This is a genomic window from Streptomyces sp. NBC_01450 (assembly GCF_036227505.1).
Taxonomy (GTDB): Bacteria; Actinomycetota; Actinomycetes; order Streptomycetales; family Streptomycetaceae; genus Streptomyces.
In genome coordinates this window covers 1,094,902-1,114,888 of the sequence record NZ_CP109480.1, presented here as the reverse complement: position 1 = coordinate 1,114,888, position 19,987 = coordinate 1,094,902, and the positions used below count along the sequence as shown (strand labels likewise).

Here is a 19,987-nt window from a genome sequence, read left to right as displayed (position 1 = left end):
CCAGGCACCACCCGCAGTCCGGAGGGTTCGCCGCCCGGTGGCGTTTCTACGATCACCGGACCGGCTCCTCTGCAGGAAGGACACAAGCCCGAGTGAGCACAGTGGTGGTCAAACGCTCGCCGCGCCGTGAGGGTCCTCGGCTGCCGGAGGGGCAGGTCGAACTCGCGGAGCCGCCCGTCCTTGGTGAACCGGCCACGGCCGACTTCGGATCCGCGCTGACGTACCTGCCCATGGGGCTCGGCACCGCTGCCATGGTGCTGATGTTCTCGATAGGCAACAGCAATCCGTCGACCTACATGATGTCCGGAATGATGGGCATGGCGATGGTCGGCATGAGCGTGAGCCAGATCGGCCGCTCCGCGGGTGAGCGCCGACGGCGGATGCGCGCCGAACGCCGCGACTATCTGCGATACCTGGCGCAGCAACGCCGCCTGGCACGCCAGGCCGCGCAGGAACAGCGGGCCGCCGCCCTGTGGAAGGACCCCGACCCGGGGGACCTGCTGAACCTGGCGCTCGGCCCGCGGGTGTGGGAACGCCGCCCCGGTCACGAGGACTTCGCCAGTGTCCGGATCGGTCTGGGGACACGGCGTGCCGCCTTCGAGTTCCTTCCCCCGCACACCAAGCCGGTCGAGGACCTGGAGCCGCTCACCGCGATCTCGCTGCGCCGCTTCACCAAAGCGCACCAGAGCGTTCCCCGGCTGCCCATTCCGGTGGCTCTGCAGCGGTTCACCAGCGTGGAGTTCGCCGGACAGGCGGAGTCCGTGCGGGGGTTGATGCGGGCGATGGCCGGTCAGCTGGCCGCACTGCACTCGCCCGACGAGCTGCGGATCGCACTGCTCGTCGACGACGCCGCGCGCACGGAATGGGACTGGGTCAAGTGGCTGCCTCACAACGGACATCCGCACGAGCAGGACTCCGCCGGCCCGCTCCGGCTGGCCGCGGGTGACCACGAGACGCTGATGGAGCTGCTGGGACCGGACATCCGTGACCGGCCCGACCACGACCTCGACTCCTCGCCCAGCGTGGCCGAGCCGTTCGTGGTGGTCATCGCACAGGGCGTGCGGATCCCGGAGAGCTCCCGCCTGCTCGGCGTCGGCATCCGCGGCCTGGTACTACTGGACGCCACCGGCGCCATGCCCGGCGGCCCCAGGGTGCTGCGACTGACCGCCCGGGACGGTCGGGTGCAGTACCCGGCGGGTGACGGCACGCTGACCGCCGAGGCGGACACACTTAGCGTCTCCCGCGCCGAGACCCTGGCCCGCGTCCTCGCCCCGATGCGCACCAGCGGCAGCCTCGACCTGGTGGACCGGCCGCTGGAGTCCGACTTCGACCTGACCGCACTGCTGGGCATCCGCGATCCGCGCACCTTCGACGTGGCGGCCAAGTGGCGCCCCAGAGCCGCGCAACACGCGCGGCTGCGGGTGCCCATGGGGGTCACAGAGGAGGGCGAGGTCGTCGAACTCGACCTCAAGGAGTCCGCGCAGGGCGGTATGGGTCCGCACGGCCTGCTGATCGGCGCGACGGGGTCGGGCAAGAGCGAGCTGGTACGCACCCTGGTCATCGGCCTGGCCGCCACCCATTCCTCCGAAGTCCTCAACATGGTCCTCGTGGACTTCAAGGGCGGTGCCACCTTCCTCAACATGGACCGTCTCCCGCACACCTCGGCGGTCATCACGAACCTGGCCGACGAACTGCATCTGGTGGACCGGATGCAGGACTCGCTCAACGGCGAGATGATCCGCCGCCAGGAGCTGTTGCGGGAGAGCGGTTATGCCTCGCTGTTCGAGTACGAGAAGGCCCGGGCCGCCGGAGTCAAGCTCACCCCGCTGCCGTCGCTGCTCATCGTGGTGGACGAGTTCTCCGAACTGCTGGCCAGCAAGCCGGAGTTCGTCGAGCTGTTCGTCACCATCGGCCGACTCGGGCGCAGCCTCGGTGTCCACCTCCTGCTCGCCTCCCAGCGGCTGGACGAGTCCCGCATCCACAAGGTCGAAGGACACCTCTCGTACCGGATGGCCCTGCGCACCTTCTCCTCCATGGAGTCGCGCAGCGTCATCGGTGTCACCAGCGCCTACGAACTGCCCTCAGTACCAGGCAACGGCTACCTGAAGATCGACACCACCAACCTGGTGCGCTTCAAGGCCGCCTATGTCTCCGGCCCCGCCCCGGTGTCGATGGGCCCGACGGAGGTGTCGACACAGGAGGCCAAGGCGGTCCGCGAGGTGGTGGCCTTCGGGCTGGACAGCCAGGTGCCCCAGCCCCCCGCCGGGGACACAGAGGTCTCCCTGGCACCGCTGTCCGAGCGCACCCTCGGCCCGGCAGGCTCCGCCGACCCCGAGCAGAGCCCCGAGCAGCCCCGGGAGAGCGAGGAGAGCCTGCTCGACGTACTGATCGGACAGCTGGAGAACAGCGGGCCGCCGGCCCGGCAGGTCTGGCTGTCGCCGCTGGACTCCTCCCCGAGCCTGGACCAGCTGCTGCCCGGAATCGTGCCGGATCCGGCGCGCGGCATGAGTGCGGCCCACGACTCGGGGATGGGCTCGCTGCGCGTCCCCTTGGGCATCGTGGACCGTCCGTTCGAACAGCTCCGGGAACTGCTCGTGGTCGACCTGTCCAAGGCGGACGGTCACGTCGGTGTGGTCGGCGCACCCCAGACGGGCAAGTCGGCCCTGCTGCGCACCCTGATGCTGTCGCTGGCGCTGACCCACACCCCCGAGGAGATCCAGTTCTACTGCCTGGACTTCGGCGGCGGTCTCGTCTCCACCAGCGGACTTCCGCACGTCGGGTCGGTCGCCACCCGCCTGGACCGCGACCGGGTGCTGCGCACGGTGGAGGAGCTCTCCCAACTTCTCGAACGGCGCGAGCAGCTGTTCACCTCAAGAGGTCTGGAATCCATGGCGGCCTACCGGACGTTGCGGGCCGCCGGCGAGATCGACGACCCGTACGGCGATGTCTTCCTCGTGGTGGACGGCTGGTTCACGCTGCGTCAGGACTTCGAGGACCTTGAGCCGCGGATCATCGAGTTGGCCTCCCGAGGACTCTCCTTCGGCCTGCACGTGGTGGGCTCCGCGGTGCGCTGGTCGGAATTCCGGCCCCGGCTGCGGGACCTGCTGGGCACCAAGCTGGAGCTGCGCCTGGGCGACTCCATGGAGTCCGAGGTGGGTGCCCGAGCCGCGGCCGGGGTGCCGCACCAGCCCGGCCGCGGCCTCACCAACGCCGGGCACCACTTCCTGGCCGCCCTGCCACGCCTGGACAGCTTCTCCGGCACCACCGACCTGACCGAGGCCACCAAGGCGGCCGTCTCCGAGATCGACACCTTCTGGACCGGCCGCTCGGCACCCGGCGTGCGCCTGCTGCCGACCAGACTGCCGGTCGACCAGCTTCCGCCGCCCACCGGTGACATGGCGTTCTGTCTGGGCTGGGACGAACAGCGCCTGGCCCCGGTATGGCACGACTTCGCCGCCACACCGAACCTGATGGTCTTCGGCGACGCCGAGACCGGCAAGACCAACGCGCTGCGCATGGCCATCCGGGCCATCACCACGCGCTTCCAGCCGGAAGAGGCCCGCATCGTGCTGGCCGACCCGAGCCGAGCGCTGCTCAAGGCCGTCCCGGACGAGTACCGGGTCGGCTACGCCGTCGACACCGACGTGCTCACCCAGCTCGCCCAGAGCGCGGCGGCGTCGGTCGCCAAGCGGCTTCCGGGTCCGGACATCGACCCCGAGCGGCTGGCCAGTCGGGACTGGTGGCAGGGGCCCCGACTGTTCATCGTCATCGACGACTACGACCTGTTCGGCGGCGGCCCCGGGATGGGCTCCCCGATGGCGCCACTGGTCGAACTGCTGGCCCAGGGCGCCTACATCGGGATGCACCTGGTGGTGGCACGCAGCACCTCGGGCGCCATGCGCGCCATGATGGATCCGCTGCTGCGGCGGATGTGGGAACTGGGCAATCCCGCGCTGCTCTTCTCCTACCCCAGGGAAGAGGGCAAGTTCATCGGCGAGGCCAGGGCACGCACCCTGCCCGTCGGCCGCGCCCAGTTGGTCACCCGGCGCAGCGTCGGGCTGGTCCAGACCGGTCTGGTGACCCCCTGACCTCCGCAGCCCCCGCCCGCCCGCCTCGGGCGCCCTCCACTCCCCGCCCGCGAACCGTAGGAGCCCCATGACGACCGCCGCTTCCGCGGTCTCCGTCCCCCATGACGGCGGTACCGAGGTCTGCCGGATCACCATCCAAGGGCCCATCGGCCGTGCCGACCTGGCCGTCCCGGCGTCGACGCCGCTCAGCGTCCTGATGCCGGTGCTGCTGCGGCACGTCACCGACGATCCCGAGGAGCGGGGGGTGCCGTGGCTGCTCCAGAAGCTGGGCGAGGAGCCGCTGGACCTCGACGCCACCCCGCTGAGCGCCGGCCTCATGCACGGAGACGTGCTGTACCTGTCCAGGGCCGACGACCCGCTGCCGAGCCTGCACTTCGACGACATCTCCGACGGGGTGGCGCACGCGATCGGCGCACGCGGCGACCGCTGGCGGCCGGAGCTGACCCGGTGGCTGACGCTCGCCCTGTCCGCACTGGTGATGGCGGTGACCGCGGCCGACCTGCTGGCCTGGCACCGCAGCGCGGCGGTGCCGGTCAGCAGCGGGGTGATCGCAGTCCTGCTGCTCACCGGCTGCATCCTGGCCTACCAGAGGACCACGGCGGCCGGCAGCGCTCTCATGGCCGGGCTGGGCGCCTACGCCTTCGCCGGCCTCGCCGGGCTGACGGCCGGGCAGATCGCCTGCGGCCACGGTCTTCTCGGCGTTCACGCACTCGAACTCGGCGGTACCTGCGCGGGGCTGGTGGCCGTACTGCTGCTGGTCTTCGGGCGGATGCCGGTGGCGGTGCCGGGCACCATGCTGGCCGTCGGCGTCATAGCCGCCCTGGAAGCGGTTCTGACGCTGTCCCTCCACTGGAACGCTGTGGAGTGCGCGACCACGACGGCCGTCGCGATGTACGTGCTCGGCCACTTCGGGCCGCATCTGGCGCTGCGCGTGGCGCGACTGCGGGTCCCTGTGCTCCCGCGCAACGCCGGAGAGCTTCAGCACGGCATCGACCCCGAGCCGGAGGAAGCGGTCACCCGCCGGGTCACCCTCGCCAACGCCTGCCTGACCGCCCTCGCCGTCTCGTCCGCGCTGACCTATGCGGCGGCGCTGTGGCTACTGGCCCGCGACCCGGAGTGGATCGGCTGGGTACTGAACCTGGTGTTCAGCGCGGCCGTCCTGCTGCGCGCCCGGGACCTCTCCGCGGCGTGGCAGCGTGTCCCGACCGCGGTCGTCGGCACGCTGGGGCCGGTGGTTCTGCTGGCGCTGCGCACCGCATCGGCCACGCCGACCGACCGGTGGTCGGCCCTGGCGGTGTTCGCGGTGGTCGTGGCCGGGCTGCTGGTCGGTGCCCAGCGGCTGCCCAACGGCCGGCTGCTGCCCATATGGGGCCACGTCGGCGACCTCACGCAGATGGCCGTCGCGGTGGCACTGCTGCCGCTGCTGCTCCAAGTGCTGCACGTGTACGGCTACATGCGGTCTCTGGCCGGCTGAGGGAGTGTGTGGTGCAGAGTCGACGTGACCACCTTCACGCGTACCGGTTCGCCACCGGTCGGCTGGCCTCCGCGCTGGTCAGCGGCGACCCCGGCAGAGGGGAACACCCGCTGCGGCGGTCTTCGCTGGGAACCACGTTCGGCGCGATCAGCGCAGTCCTGCTGGCCGCCGGCTTCGGGGTCTTCGGTCTGCTGTCCCCGACAACCAAGACGACCTGGCGGCAGCCGGGCTCGATCGTGGTGGAGAAGGAGAGCGGCAACCGCTACCTCTTCTTCGGCGGGCAGTTGCACCCGGTGGCCAACTATGCGTCGGCCCTGCTGGCCGAGGGCGATCGGGCCACGGTCCGCACGGTGTCCCGCGACGCTCTGGCCGGCGTGCGGCACGGCGCCCCTGTCGGCATCCCCGGCGCGCCGGACTCCGTACCCGCGACGGACCAGCTGCTGTCCGGGGCGTGGACCCGCTGTGTGCGGCCCGGCGGCACCGGTCGCGAGACCGTGGACTTCGACCCGACCACGCGGGTCGCCCCGGTGACGTCCGGGCAGTGGGTCCTGCTCGTGCGGCCCTCGGGCGGCGAGTACGTCCTGTGGAACGGAACCAAGTACCCGGTGGCCGGGAAGTCCGGACAGGTGGCGCTCGGCCTGGACACCCAGCAGTCGGTGACGGTGCCGGCGGACTGGCTGGCCAACGTGCCCAGCGGAACCAGACTCGCCCCCGCCCGGATTCCCTCCGCGGGCAGCCCCGGCGCACGGGTCGCGGGCCGCCCGGCCAGGATCGGGGCTCTCTTCAAGAGCGCCGTGGGCGGCCGGGACCATCACTACATCCTGCTGTCCGACGGCCTCGCGCCGATCAGCGCCACCGAGTCGGCCCTGCTCTCCGCCGACCGGGGCGGGGCCAGGCCGCGGCAGGTGAGTCAGAGCGACATCGCCGCGGCACCCGCCTCGTCCAACCGCTCGCTGCTCCACCGCATCCCCGACGTGCTGGGCGCGCCTCCCTTCCCCCTCGGCCGGGTCGCCGTCTGCCTCGAACAGCGCTCCGCGGGCACCTCGACGACCAGCCGGGTGGCCGTCGAATCCGGCCCCGCCGCGGCGGACGGCGGCAGCGTGCTGGTGCCCGCCGGCCGCGGCGTGCTGGCCGTCACCCGGGAGGACCTGGCGTCGCGCGTTGCCACACCGCGTGCGTACCTGATCACCGATCGCGGCATCAAGTATCCGCTCGCCGACGACGCCACGGCGTCCGCACTCGGGTACGGCTCGGCCAAGCGGCTGACGCTGCCGCAGCAGGTGCTCGACCTGGTGCGGACGGGGCCCCGGCTGTCCAGGGCCATCGCCACGACGCCGATGCCCGGGGAGTGATGAGGTGATGCGCCCACTGAGATCGCGGCGTGCCGCCGGTCTGTCGCTGGACTGCGGGGTGGTCGGCCACGCTCTGCTGGTCCATCCCAAGGGGGAGCCGGACCGGCAGAGCCTGCTGTTGGCAGGTGGGCTGGCCAGGGACACCCAGCACGTCCTGGTCGTCGTCGACCTGCCCCGGGGCTTCGGCCACGAGGGCTGGGAGCTGGTGGCCGGGGTGCTGGAGGGGCTCGGCGCCAGTTTCCGGCTGGTCTTCGCGCGCGGCACCCGCGAGGAGATCCATGCCGCCGGCCAGTGGTTCGCGTACCGGCTCGGATGCACCGTGGTGGTACCGGACGGGGAGCCGGTACAGGGGGCGGGCGGTGCGCTGTTCATCCCCGACGACCACGGTGCGGGCTGGCTGTACTACCGGCCCGGCCGGCCACCCCAGCTCGACTCGCGTCGCTTCCCCAAGCCGATGTGGGAGTTCTCCACCCAGGACCGCTCCTGGGCGACCAGCCCGGTCGGTGTGGTCGAGCCGCTGCCCGGCGGGTTGTGGGTGCACAGCATCGGAGTCGGCGCGGAGAACGCGGCACATGTCCGCCGGCAGTTGGCCGCGTTGCCCAGCGACCCCAACGTCCTGTCGGTGGTGCTCGGCAGCCCGGCGGACCCGCCACTGGCGCTCACCGATGTCGCCCGCTGGTGGGAAACGGTGCTTCCCAGCGCGCGTCCGCTGGTCCGGTTCATCCCGTTCGGGCCGGTGACCGTACCGAACGGGACGGCACTGGGGCAAGGGCTGGCCAACGCGCTGAACCAACAGGTGGCCCTGTACGCCGGGATGCCGTTGACGGTGCGCGTCGGCTCGGACGCGCCCGAGGTCGTCGCGCTGCGTGAGGACGGGACACCGGGGTGGCGTCCGTTCGCCAGCGAGCTGGTCTACTTCCCCGGAGACGGCGGAAAACCGCTTCCCCCCACGCTGTACGGGTTGCGCAGACCCATGGACGGAATGCCGGAGATCTCCGCCGGCGTCTACGAGTACGCCTACGACGCCGTGCTGGAGGTGGTGCAGAGTGGGCTGTGGATGCGCCCGCAGACCGAGCCGCCGAACGGGGACGAGGTCCGAGCTACCGCCGCGAGTTCGGGCCGGGCCGCGATCCTCTTCGACCGCAGTTCGCCGGAGACCGCCGAGCGGATGCGACTGCTGGCTGAGGAGGTCCTGGGGCGGCTCGACCCGGCCACCCGGGTGTGGTTCCGGCTGGCCCCCGCCGACGAGCCCGAGGCCACCGTGGCGATCAGCGGCCGACGGGCGTCGGCCGCCTCCGCCAAGACGGAGGCGGCCGGGACCGCCTGGACGGGATGGCTGGAGACGTACGAGGGGGCCGGCCCTGTGGCAGGGGGCTCCGTGGCGGGGGGCGAGGCGCGGGCCGGCTCCCCGACGCTGGTTCTCCCGCCGCCCTCGGCCACTGAATCCGCACCGCCCGCCGACCTGGCGATCCAGTCGGCCACACGGGCGACGCCCGCTGCCGTCCCCTGGACGGCGGCGTCCCCGTCCGCCGTGCCGACCGCGACCGTGGGCGGCCCCCCGGCGGCGCCGGCCGCGACCGACGCCGCCGGATCGGACGGCGCCGTGCGGACCGCCGCCGAGCTGGCCGGGAGTGGCTCGCAGACGCCCTCGATCCCGGCACCCGCTCTCGTTCCGCCCGTCGAGGTGCCTGTGCCCGTCGAGGTGCCTGCGTCTGCCAACGGGCCTGCGCCCGTCGGCGGGCCTCGGACCCTCGATCCGGTACCCGTCGTCCCGGTACCCGTCGTCGACGCCCCGGAGGCGCCGTCGGCGGGCCCGGCCGCCGGCGCCTCCGGGCCCGGTGCGGCCGTTCGGCGCACCGGGGACCCGGAACCCCTGGCAGCCGGGCCCGGCGCCGTGGGCGAGCAGACCGCGCAGCGTCTGCCCCGGGCCCCCGCACCGCGGGTCCGACTCGAGTCCGGCCCGGTCCCCGGACCTGCCGCACCCCAGCCCGACCCTCCGTCGACGCCGGACGCCGACACGGACCTGCCGCCGGCCGCCGACCCTGGCCCGGTCCCCGGTCCGGCTGAGCCGGCCGCCGCGGAGGAGGCCGCGGCAGTGCCCCCGCACGCCGTCGCCGCAGCCCAGCCGCGGGTCCAGCCGGTGCCCCGGCCCGCGGCCTGCGTCGTCCCACCCCAACAGGGCATCTCGCAGGAACGGGACTGGGTGCGCCGCAATCTCAACGAGCAGTACAACGCCATCGCCGGCACCGTGTCGCGGGTGATCTCCGAGGCTCCCGGCCTGCGCGGCGCATCCCGCGAGGCCACCGCGGACACCCTCACCGACCTGGTCGCCTTGCACCTCTACCTGTCCGGGGAGAGCCGCCGGCTGGACCGGGCGGTGCGCAAGGCGGAAGTGGGCGCCCACGTTCCGGTCGCCCGGTGTGTCGCCTCGGGCCTCGCCCGACTGCCTTCCTACCGCGGCACCGCCGTACTGCACGCGGCGCTGAACGCGGCCGAGCGCGACTGGTACGAGGAGGACAAGGTGGTCACCGAATGGGCCTTCTGCCGGGCCCTGACCACCGCGTACCCCGACACACCGGGTGACACCCGGTTCCTGCTCTGGTCCATGACGGCGCGCCGCACCCATCTGGTCGACCCGTCGGTACCCGACCGAGTGCTCTTCCTGCCCGGTACCAGCTTCAAGGTGCTCCGGGTTCATCCCGGTTCCCGGCACACGGTGCTGCTGCGCGAACTGTCGCCCTCGGAGATCGGGGAGGACGGCATGGTGGACGACCAGCGGGTGCCGCTCGACGAGATCGCTCTGACCGGCCTGGAGCAGATCCGCGGCAGATGGGACAGCCTGGCCGGCGACGGCCCGCCGGTCGTGCCGGCCTACGCCGCGGAGCTCGCCAGTCCACCCGGCCTGATCACCACCGACGGTGGCCCCGCACCGCGCTACACCGCCGGTGCCGCCACGCCGAGAGAGGGGGCGTAGCCGTGAACCGGCATGTCCTGTTGGTTTCCCCGGATCGCCCGGGCGCCTACCGGTCCATCACCGCCGCGCTGGCCGACGCCCGCGACGGAACGCTCATCACCGTGGCTGCGGGCCGGTACGAGGAGAACCTCGACATCACCCATGCGGTGAGCCTGGCCGCGGAGAGCGGCGCGGGCAGTGTGCGGATCCACGCCGCATCGGGCAGCACCGTCGTCGTGGACGCGGAGGCGGTGCAGCTGTCCGGACTGACGCTGTCGGCGGCGGACCGGGAGGCTCCGGTGATCGACGTACGCCGCGGGCAGGCGGCGCTCGACGGCTGTCGGATAGCCGGTGAGGCATGGACCGCGGTACTGGCCTGGCACGAGGGCACCCTGGCGGTGCGTGGCTGCCAGGTGACCAACCCCAACGGCGCGGGTGTCGTAGTCACCTCCGTGGGCGCCAACATACTGGAGCGGTCCGAGATCACCGATGTCGGTTCGTCGGCCGTCGTGGTCGCCGAGCGGGGACAACTCTCCGTACGGGAATGCGGCCTGGACCGGGCGCGCGGCAACGGTGTGTGTGTCAACGGCCAGGGCGTCGCCACGGTGGAGGACACCAGGATCACCGACAGCGGCAAACCAGCCGTCGCGGTGGAGCAGGACGGCCGGGCCCATCTGCGCAAGGTGACGGTGAGAGGCAGCGCCGCCCTGGACGCCTACCTGGTCAGCCGTGGCGAGACCACGCTCGTCGACTGCGCGTTCTCGGGGTCCCGCGGCCAGTCGGTGCACATCGGCGGGGAAGCCGCGCCCCTGCTGCGCGGCTGCGCCATCTCCACGGTGGCGGGCACCGCCGTGCACATCGCCGAGCGGTCCCGGCCCCGTGTGGAGGACTGCCGCATCGCCGGGACACCGGCCGGCGTCATGGTGGAAGGCGAGAGCACGGCGGTGCTGACCGGGGTGACGGTGCAGGCGGCGAGCGGTACCGCCGTCGTGGTCGGCGGCGGCGCCACCGTCGAGTGCGAGCGGCTGACCGTGACCGGTGAGTCCGGCGGCGTCCGCGCGACGGATGCCACCGTCGTCATACGCGAAGGCGACATCATCGTGGGCCGGGGCAACGGCGTGGAGTTGGACGAGAAGAGCACCGGCCGGTTCACCGGGCTCACCGTGCGGGCGACCGGCGGGGCGGGGATGACGCTGGGCGGGGGCGCGCAGGCGGAGCTGCTCTCCTCGGCGCTGCGTGACTGTGGGGCGATCGTCGGCGCGGACAGCGAACTGCACGCCCGGGACACCGAGTTCGCCGGATCCGACGGCGACGGTATCCGGGTCACCGGCGGGGGATCGGTCACCGCGGTGGCCTGCCGGATCACCGGCGCCCGCGGCCACGGCCTGAACGTCCAGATGTCCGGGCGCGCCGACCTCACCCACTGCGGGGTCTTCGATAACGCCGGTGACGGCATCCGGTGCAACACCGAGGAGCCCGTACGGGTCGAGGACAGCGAGGTACGGGACAACGGCGGCAAGGCGGTGCACCAGCTCCGGTCCAGCGGCCAGTTCTCGGCTGAACGGCTGGATGTCGGCGAGGAACGTACGGCCGCGGCGGACCAGGGCTTCGCCGTGCAGGCGCCGGGGGAGCAGCAGGCGCGGCACACCGGCACCGGTCCGCTGGCCGAACTCGACGCGCTGGTCGGCCTGGACAGCGTGAAGAAGGAAGTCACCGGCCTCATCAATCTCAACAGGATGTCCCGGCGTCGCGAGGAGATGGGCCTGCCCATGCCTCCGATGAGCCGCCATCTGGTCTTCGCCGGCCCTCCCGGGACCGGCAAGACCACGGTGGCCCGGCTCTACGGCGCCGTCCTGGCCGAACTCGGCATCCTGAGCCAGGGGCACATCGTCGAGGTGTCCCGGGCCGACCTGGTGGCGCAGATCATCGGCGGTACCGCCATCAAGACCTCCGAGGTGTTCAACCGGGCGCTGGGCGGCGTGCTGTTCATCGACGAGGCGTACACCCTGACCAACCAGTCCAAGGGCACCGGCCCGGACTTCGGACAGGAGGCCGTCGAGACGCTGATGAAGCTCATGGAGGACCACCGGGACGAGATCGTGGTGATCGTCGCGGGCTACTCCGAGCACATGGACCAGTTCCTCGCGTCCAACCCCGGCATGGCGTCGCGTTTCTCCCGTACCGTCGAGTTCCCCAACTACAAGCCGTCCGAGCTGGTCACCATCGTGCGGAACCTGTGCGACAAGCACTACTACCAGCTCACCGAGGACGCCTTGGACGCCCTCAACCGCTACTTCGAGGAGGTTCCGAAGGGCCCCACCTTCGGTAACGGGCGCGTCGCCCGTCAGATCTTCGAGTCGATGATCAACAACCAGGCGTCCCGGCTGGCCACCCGTCCGCCGACCGACGACTCGGAGCTGAGCAGGCTCACCGACGAGGACATCGAACCCCTGCTGGAGCTGGCGCTCGCCCTGCAGGAGCCGGGCACATCACCAGCGGCCGGCGCCGCGGTCGCACCTGCCGGCGGCTCCGGTCCGCCGGCCGACGGCGTCGCGCTGCGGCGGCTGATGGGGCTGGTGGGGCTGGATCCCGTCCGTGACGCCCTGCGTTCGCGGCTCGACGGGCTGACGCACCTGCGACAGGCGGGCCAACCGCTGACGGGGCTGGCGAACGTGGTGTTCGACGGCCCGGAGGGAAGCGGACGCCGCGCGGTGGCGCGCCTGTACGGTCACTGCCTGGCCGAACTCGGTTTCCTGGTGACCGGAGCGCAGCACCGCCTGTCCCTGGGCGACGTTCCCGTGCGGTGGCCGCGGCAGGTCGAGGCCAGGGTGGCCGCAGCCTTCGCGGAGGCCGCGGGCGGACTGCTGGTACTGGACGCGGACCGGGAGTTCGAGGAACGGACACGGGAGGAACGCGCGTCGGTGGTCGACGCCGTGGTGGCCTCGGTCCGGCAGGCCCCGGACGTCGTCCTGGTGCTGTGCGGCGAGGACACTCCGCTGGTCGACCTGCTGCGCGCAAGCGCCGAGCTGGCCGAGGTTTTCGCCGAGTACCTGCGGTTCCCCGACTACACGCGCGACGAGCTGATCGAGCTGACACAGCGTCACCTGGTGTGGTACGACTGCGAGCTGGACGAGGGCGCACGCCGCGTCTTCGACGCGCTGCTCGCCGACGTGCCGATGCCGGACGGGGCGCACGGCGCGCACCGGTTCGCGGAGTGGATCGTCCGTCAGGCCGACTCCGGCGTCATCACCGCCGCGCACCTTCCCGAGCTCGACGACAGCGCGGACGACGAGGACCTGATGTCGCCGACGGACGACACCGCCGACCCGCTCGCGAACCTGCTCCGGCCCTTGGCCCCGGACAAGAGCGGCTCTCTGGCTTAGCGCTTGTCCGGCCGATCACGGCGGAGACGTGGGGTGGCGGTGGCATCAGCTGGTCCGCGGTGGGCGCGCATCTGCGGCGTTGTCGTCGGTCAACGACTCCCCGCTCTCGGCTTCGATCGAGCGGGGAACCCCCATCGCGTCGCCTCCCTCCTCGTCCTTCCGTGCGGTCGGGGAACGAAGGGCAGATGTCGCGGGCCTACCGGGCAGGGTGTCGCACCGCTGGTTTCCGGCGCTCCATCAGATCGCGCATCGTGGTCTAACTACTCCCCCCGAAGATGCCGGGCGGTCGCCCGGCCCTGTGAAAGGATCGCTGTGGCGCAAGTCAATTCCGTAGGCCTGGAAGGCATGCAGAAGGCCCAAGGCGCCTATCAGACGGCTGTCACGAATGGCAACCGGCAGCTCACCGACATGCAGAGTCAGGTGGCGACCCTGCAGCAGAGCTGGACCGGAGAAGCGTCCCAGACCTTCCAGGCCGCAGTGCAGCAGTGGCTCGAAGACTTCGCGAATGTGCAGTCGTACCTGCAGCAGATCCTGACGGCGCTTGAGGCCAACACCAACATCTACAGCAAAACGCACGCCGGCACCGTGGATGCGGCCCATCTGGCGAAGTCGGGCATAACCGGCGCCTCTCTGCCGGGATTCTGACGGCCGCGAGGCCGTGACTCACCTCCCCCCTTGCTTCATCGAAGGAGATCTACATGGCGACGTACTCCTACGCCGATGTTTCGCTCTCGACGGTCGTTGAGGAGATGCAGGGCATCGCCCAGAACATCAAGAGCATCCACGATGACCTGACCACCAACTCCGTCTACGCGCTGAACGAGTGGGAAACCGACGCGCGTACCGCCTACGACGGCGTCAAGACGTCCTGGGATCAGGCGGTCAATGACATGGTCACCCAGGCGGCGAACGCCGCCCAACACCTCAACGACATTCATACGCAGTACTCATCAGCCAACAGGCAGGCCGGCGGCTACTGGGGAGGCTGACCGATGACGGACGGCCAATCCGCGGGCTCGAACGGCAGTTCGAATGGTTCCGGTTCCGGCGGCGGTTCCAGCGGGAGTGGTTCCGGTTCGGGTTCCCATGCCTGGGGTGGCGGTTCCAACATTCCCAACGGGCATGGCACCGCCACCGATCCCAATCCCCTCACCCCGCCCGTGGTACCCAAGGGCTCGGGCGGCTCGGGGAACAAGCAGTCAGTGCACACCCCGTCCATGGAGTTGTTCGCCAACAACATCGACGTCCTCATCCAGCCGGTGCAGGCCGCGGCCAAACTGCTCGCCCAGGTGGCGGTGGCTCCAGGAGCCTTCTACCACGCCAACCAGATGCGGACGAAGGTCTCAGGGGCGAACAACGACGCCGGTCTGAAGGCTGCCTACACCAAGGTTCTTGACGACCTGGCCACGGGACTGACGGACATCCGCAACGGCATGAGGGAATTGAGCAAGAAGTACAAGTCCGCCGAAGACGCCGGCCGAATGTCCGCCAAGGCCGTCCAGGACGCCATGAACAAGGCGCAGGCCGACTTCAACACCTTGATGACGGACAACGGCGGCAGCGGTGCCGGCACAGGCACAGGCACAGGCACAGGCACAGGCACAGGCACCGGCACCGGCAGCGGATCCGGCAGTGGGTCCGGTGGTAACAACGGGTCCGGCAACGGAAGCGGATCCTGACAGCAGTACATCGGGTGAGCCCGCTTGGAGGGTTGTCGTCGGCCGCCGCCCGGTGAGGTGGCGGCCGACGACACAGGTGGGCCCGGCCAACGTACGTGTCCGGGCGCGGAGCGTCCGGAGCAGGCCCTGGCGCGGTGAGGAACCGCGGTACGGACGGGAGCGCAGGCGGATGGGGACCAAGGACTACAACTCGGGCGGTTTCCACGAGGGAGACGGCGGCGGGGTCTTCGGCGATCCAGGCGCCGGCGGTGGTTCCGTGTCCGACTACGACAACTGGGACTGGAAGCAGATCATGGCCGCCATCAACGGCGGCTCCGCCTATGTGGAAAACGGCTCGAACCAGGCGCACGCACGCTCGGTTGCCGACCCGGCCACGCTCCAGACCGCCGCCAACACCTTCCTCAACGTCCAGATGCTGCTGTCGGCCGTCGCCAAGAGCCTCAGCGAGCAGGCGAAGGCACTGGCCGGTGACGACGGTCCATGGAAGGGAGTGGGAGCGGACGCCTTCCTTGACATGATGAGCACCTTCTCCAAGCAGGTGGATGCCAACGCCGAGGTGTTGTCGGGCGGATCGACCGGGTCGCACTCGGTACCTCAGCAACTGGCGGACAACTCGGTCAACCTGAGCAATGCGCAGACTCTGATCCAGCAGATCGACGTGTGGTACGCCAACCAGGCCATCGCGCTCGGCCTCCAGCCGATGGCCAACGGGCTGATACCGATCAGCAAGAAGCCCGAGTTGGTCGACATGATGACCAATGACATGCGCCAGGTGCTCAAGAGCCTGGCTGGTGAGTACCAGGTCACCATCGACGCCGTCCACTCTCCCCCGGGTACCAACTCCCCGGTGGGCGGCGGTGGCGGTGGCGGTAGCGGTGGTGGTGGCGGTAACCAGCCGAACATCGGCAGCGGACCGAACACCGGCGGTGCGGGGGGAGGCGGCGGTGGCGCCGGCAAGCAGCCCGGCACCGGTTCGGGAGCGGGTGGCGGGGGCGGATCCCCCTACACGGGCAACCTGTCCACTGGTGGGACAGGGAACCTCGGTGGGGGTACGGGCGGTGGCGCCGGGCTGGGCGGTGGCGCCGGGCTGGGCGGTGGCGCCGGTGGTAGCGGGTCGGTCAGCCCGTTCAACGGCAACCTCTCCACGGGGGGAGGGAGCAACACGGGCATCGGCAGTGGTATCGATCCCGCGGCCCTGGACAACGCGCTCAACCCCAATGGCACGGGTACCGGCACCGGCAACCCCACGGCCTTCCCGGGTACCACCAACACCGGCCTGGACGGCGGAGCCGGCAGCGGCAGCGGAGGGCTGGGCGGCCTGGGTGCCGGTGCCCCCTTCTCCTTCGGCAGTGGCAGTGGCACTGGCGGGGCCGGCGGTAGCGGTCAGCTTTCCAGTGGTCTGAACCTTGGCTCTGCCGACCCGTCCATCTGGGGAAACACCAAAGGCAACGCATTTCAAGGTCTTAAGGACGTCGGCGGCACCGGCGGTATCGGCGGCACCGGTGGGCTCAAGGGCAATGTGGCCGGCTTTCCTGGGAGCACCTCCACCGAATCCGGCCCGTCGTTGGGCGGCGCGGCCGACGGCGAGAGCTTTGTACCTCCGGCTCTGGAGTCTTCCGGCACCGGCGGGAACAATGCCACGGCACTGTCCGGTGCCGCGGGTGCGGGTTTCGGTGGTATGCCGATGATGCCCGGCATGGGTGGCATGTCCGGTGCCGGTGCTGCCGGGAGCGGCGAGCGGTCGGACGCCTCCGGTCTGCTCGGCAATGACGTCAAACCCTGGGAGGAAGACACCCGACTGGGCGAGGGGGAGGCCGGTTCCCCGGCGGGGACGGCGGCCGGCGGCGCGGCGCTCGATCTCGGCACGCCGAAGTCGAGTGTTGCCTCGGCCGAACAGCCGACGGTATCCCCTGGCGAGATCGCAGGGGTTGCCGAGGAGGCGGCCATCGCGGGTGCGGCCGGTGCTGCGGGTGCGGGCTTCGGCGGTATGCCGATGATCCCCGGTATGGGCGGCATGCCCGGTGCCGGCGCTGCCGGGAGCGGCGAGCGGTCGGACGCCTCGGGACTGCTCGGCCAGGAGGCGGAACCCTGGGAGGAGAAATTCGGCAGCGCGGAGGCGGACGAGGCAGGTTCCGCGCAGGGCACGGCAGCCGGCGGCGCGGTGCTCGACCTACCCACCGAGATGGTCCCGGTGGCTGCGGCCGCGGCCTCAGCCGGTGTCCTGGTGGCCGGTGCCGTCCAGGGAACGACGGCCCCCGTGGCCCCCATGGCCTCCACGGCTGCCACAGCCGCCACCGTCGCCACGGCTTCGACGGTCGGGACCGCCAGGGTCGCGTCCAGCGCGGATCCGGTGAGCGCCTCCGTCGTGACTACGGCGAGCGGGCTCACCGCCCCGGCGAGCCACGGCGTCATGGTGGATGCCCATGGCAACCCCGTGACCGGCGTGGCCCACGCGGCGGTCGGGGTCACCGCGGCTGCGGGCGGCCCGGCCGGCGGCGGTCCGGTCCCCGCGGGGGCTGGCGCCCCCGGGCAGCCCGGCCGAGCGGCGGCTGCCGCGTATCCCGTGCCGGGCGGGCACCAGAGCGGATCGGCGGTCGTCCGGCAGCCGGTACCGGCCGCCGGGGGTGTCACCGGTGTGCCGTCGCAGGCCGTGCATTACGACACCGGCCGCCCGGCGCCGACCACCGAGGCCGCGCCCGCTCCGGGAAGCGTCATCGGCCACCGGCAGCCGTCCGGACCGGAACTGCCGGCCAATCAAGTCGCCGTGCTCCAGGACGTGCCGGCCACCGCGCAGGACGCGGCGGAGTGGGACGCCGATGGCAGTGCCTTCGTCACCCTCCTGTGGCCGGTCGGCGGCGGAGACCGGGAGGCACGGTCCACCGTCGAGACCCCCGGTTACACGATGGCGGAAGAGGGCACCTGGAGCGACGCGGCCTCTGCCGCGGCCCCGCGTCGAGCCGAGGCGGACGACTTGGCGGAGGCCGACTCCGGTCTGGCGACCTGGCGGCCCGACCGCTCCCCGGCGGCCCCGTCGGGCACCGGCATCGGCACCGGCACCGACGGCCTGTCGCTGAAGTGCGGTGACGCCGAGTTCGATCCCGATGAGGTGGACCAGGACGCGTCCGCGGAGGAACAGGCGGAGGCAGAGGAGACGACCGAGTCCCGAGGTGTGGCCGACCTTCTGGTCCAGGACGAGAGTGCCTGGGGCGCCTGGCCCAAGGACCCGGGACTGCCTGGCTGACCGCGCCGGGGCGCCTCCCTCCCGACCGACCGGGGGCGCCCCGGTCGGTCGGGAGTTCTTCGGGCAGACATTCGTGTACCTGCGGTCATTCCTGCCGCGATTCCCGAGTGCCCCTCCACGGCCGAGGGTTCAATCGAGCCGATCAACAGTCCGCACGGGTGCCGCTGCAACGGACCTGAGTCCGGACGGTTTTCGTACGGGGCTGTCCTCTGCCGACGACCGACTGTCGGTGAGGAAGCGCCGGTCAGCCTGGAGGGTCTTGTGTCCACGCCATACGATCAGAAGATCGAAGAGCTGCTCGCGCAGTACCGCGAACAGCGGGACGAATCCGCCGAGACCCGTCGCCGGATCAACGAGGTCTCGGCGACGGTGACCGCGCCCAGACAGGCCGTCAAGGTGACCGTCGGCGCGCAGGGCCAGATCAGCGCGATCGAGTTCCCCACCGGGGCGTACCGGCGTATGGCGCCCAAGGAGCTCGCCGACCTGCTGATCACCACGATCCAGGAGGCCCGGGCGAAGGCTCTGGAACAGGTCGGTGAGGTGGTCTCCACGGAGTTGCCGGAGGGTGTGACCATGTCCGATCTGCTACAGGGCAGGGTCCAACCGGCCGCTGTGCTGACCGAGGAACCCGCCATGCCCGCCTCCGTCCGCGAGTACATCGACCACGGACACAGCGGCGTCTGACGCGAGGGACCCGTCGTCCTGCCGCGGTGTCCGGCCCCGGAACCACGGGGTGCCACGCGAGGGCCGGCCGGCAGGTGATGCGGTAGCAGCCACGAAGGAGGTTTTGATGCCCGACTCTTCTCGTTTCTGGGTGGACACCAGCGGCCTGGGGCGCACCACACCGGTCGTCCACGATCTGGCCGACCGTATGAAAGCGCTGGCCAAGGATCTGGACGCGACCCTCAGCTCCCTGGGCGAACCCTGGGGCGGCGACCCCACGGGGAAGACGTTCCTTGATGGGTATCAGCAAAAGCCCATACTTTTCCAGGCGTTGCGGGACACCGCGGACGTGCTGACGAGCACGGCTACGGGTATCCAGACGATGGCCAAGGGCTACACCAGGACGGAGGACAACGCCCAGGAGGCGGCGCATGTCCTGAGGTCCAAGGGCAACGGCTCCGGCTCGGGCCACGGGCAATCGAACATCTCCTCGGGCGGGGGCTCCTCCTCAGGCGGAGGCTCGTCGACGGGGGGCGGTTCCTCGCACTCCGTGCCTGGCTCGCAGTTGAAGCAGGAGCCGACGGCGGAGATGCAGCCGCAGGTGCACGGCCGCAGGGAAGGACGGGTCGCGTCGGAGCCGGCGCAGGGCGGTACGCATGGTGGGGGATCGTCCGCCGTGGCGGAACCCCAGGTCGACGGCGGTGCGCAGGGGCGGGTTGTGTCGGAGCCGGCACAGGGCGGTACGCACGGCGGGGCTTCGTCCGGGCCGGGGGGCGGGAGTTCTGGGCACGGCACGTCGTCGGAGCCGCACACGCGGGCTACGCACGATCCTCGGGTGCCTGATGATCCGGGTGGCTCGGGTGGCTCGGGTGGCTCGGGTGGTGGGCATGGTGGGCACGGGTCCGGTGGTTCGGTGGGTGAGGCGGGGCGGGTGACGCATGTGCCGTCGCGGGTGCCCGATGTGCCGGTCGATGTCGGTGGTGGTGCCGGTACGTCGCCGCAACCGCAGCAGCCGGTCACCCACGATCCCCTGGTGCCCGGTGGCCCGTCCGCTCCGGCCGGTGGTGCGCCGTACGCCCCCGAAATGCTGCCGACCGAGCACGGTCACAAGTCGTCGCGTACTCCCGGTTCTTCTCCACAATCGTAAGCAGCGG

General features: G+C 71.3%; 11 protein-coding genes. All 11 read left to right on the top strand.

Annotation, left to right across the window (positions count from 1 at the left end):
• The first annotated feature begins 92 nt into the window (after positions 1 to 92).
• Positions 93 to 4,088: a type VII secretion protein EccCa gene (gene eccCa, locus OG568_RS04990; protein WP_329530465.1), complete on the top strand. Its 3,996-nt coding sequence runs from the start codon at positions 93 to 95 to the stop codon at positions 4,086 to 4,088.
• 67 nt (positions 4,089 to 4,155) lie between these two features.
• Positions 4,156 to 5,562, top strand: a complete 1,407-nt coding sequence (gene eccD / locus OG568_RS04985; RefSeq protein ID WP_329530464.1) for a type VII secretion integral membrane protein EccD — start codon at positions 4,156 to 4,158, stop codon at positions 5,560 to 5,562.
• Between the two features lie 11 nt (positions 5,563 to 5,573).
• The gene (eccB, locus tag OG568_RS04980) at positions 5,574 to 6,914 is read left to right on the top strand and encodes a type VII secretion protein EccB (RefSeq protein ID WP_329530463.1); all 1,341 of its coding nucleotides are present in this window, start codon (positions 5,574 to 5,576) and stop codon (positions 6,912 to 6,914) included.
• 7 nt (positions 6,915 to 6,921) lie between these two features.
• Complete coding sequence (locus tag OG568_RS04975; protein ID WP_329530462.1) at positions 6,922 to 9,888, top strand: hypothetical protein; 2,967 nt, start codon at positions 6,922 to 6,924, stop codon at positions 9,886 to 9,888.
• Positions 9,889 to 9,890: 2 nt separating this feature from the next.
• On the top strand, positions 9,891 to 13,250 hold the full coding sequence (locus OG568_RS04970; protein ID WP_329530461.1) for a right-handed parallel beta-helix repeat-containing protein: 3,360 nt from the start codon (positions 9,891 to 9,893) through the stop codon (positions 13,248 to 13,250).
• A 312-nt stretch (positions 13,251 to 13,562) separates the two neighbouring features.
• A complete protein-coding gene (locus tag OG568_RS04965; protein ID WP_329530460.1) occupies positions 13,563 to 13,895 on the top strand; it encodes a WXG100 family type VII secretion target in 333 nt (110 codons plus the stop codon).
• Positions 13,896 to 13,948: 53 nt separating this feature from the next.
• Positions 13,949 to 14,239, top strand: a complete 291-nt coding sequence (locus tag OG568_RS04960; protein ID WP_329530459.1) for a WXG100 family type VII secretion target — start codon at positions 13,949 to 13,951, stop codon at positions 14,237 to 14,239.
• Between the two features lie 3 nt (positions 14,240 to 14,242).
• A complete protein-coding gene (locus OG568_RS04955; RefSeq protein ID WP_329530458.1) occupies positions 14,243 to 14,929 on the top strand; it encodes a hypothetical protein in 687 nt (228 codons plus the stop codon).
• A gap of 169 nt (positions 14,930 to 15,098) precedes the next feature.
• Positions 15,099 to 18,170 (top strand): hypothetical protein, encoded by a 3,072-nt coding sequence (locus tag OG568_RS04950; protein WP_329530457.1) that lies wholly within the window; start codon positions 15,099 to 15,101, stop codon positions 18,168 to 18,170.
• Between the two features lie 261 nt (positions 18,171 to 18,431).
• Positions 18,432 to 18,854, top strand: a complete 423-nt coding sequence (locus OG568_RS04945) for a YbaB/EbfC family nucleoid-associated protein (protein ID WP_329530456.1) — start codon at positions 18,432 to 18,434, stop codon at positions 18,852 to 18,854.
• Between the two features lie 106 nt (positions 18,855 to 18,960).
• Complete coding sequence (locus tag OG568_RS04940) at positions 18,961 to 19,980, top strand: hypothetical protein (RefSeq protein ID WP_329530455.1); 1,020 nt, start codon at positions 18,961 to 18,963, stop codon at positions 19,978 to 19,980.
• The last annotated feature ends 7 nt before the right edge of the window (positions 19,981 to 19,987 follow it).

Excerpts from the sequence above, each read along its gene's own strand:
- OG568_RS04955 (WP_329530458.1), top strand. The coding sequence starts at position 14,243 with ATGACGGACGGCCAATCCGCGGGCTCGAACGGCAGTTCGAATGGTTCC.
- OG568_RS04950 (WP_329530457.1), top strand. The coding sequence starts at position 15,099 with ATGGGGACCAAGGACTACAACTCGGGCGGTTTCCACGAGGGAGACGGC.
- OG568_RS04940 (WP_329530455.1), top strand. The coding sequence starts at position 18,961 with ATGCCCGACTCTTCTCGTTTCTGGGTGGACACCAGCGGCCTGGGGCGC.
- OG568_RS04975 (WP_329530462.1), top strand. The coding sequence starts at position 6,922 with ATGCGCCCACTGAGATCGCGGCGTGCCGCCGGTCTGTCGCTGGACTGC.
- eccD (WP_329530464.1), top strand. The coding sequence starts at position 4,156 with ATGACGACCGCCGCTTCCGCGGTCTCCGTCCCCCATGACGGCGGTACC.
- OG568_RS04960 (WP_329530459.1), top strand. The coding sequence starts at position 13,949 with ATGGCGACGTACTCCTACGCCGATGTTTCGCTCTCGACGGTCGTTGAG.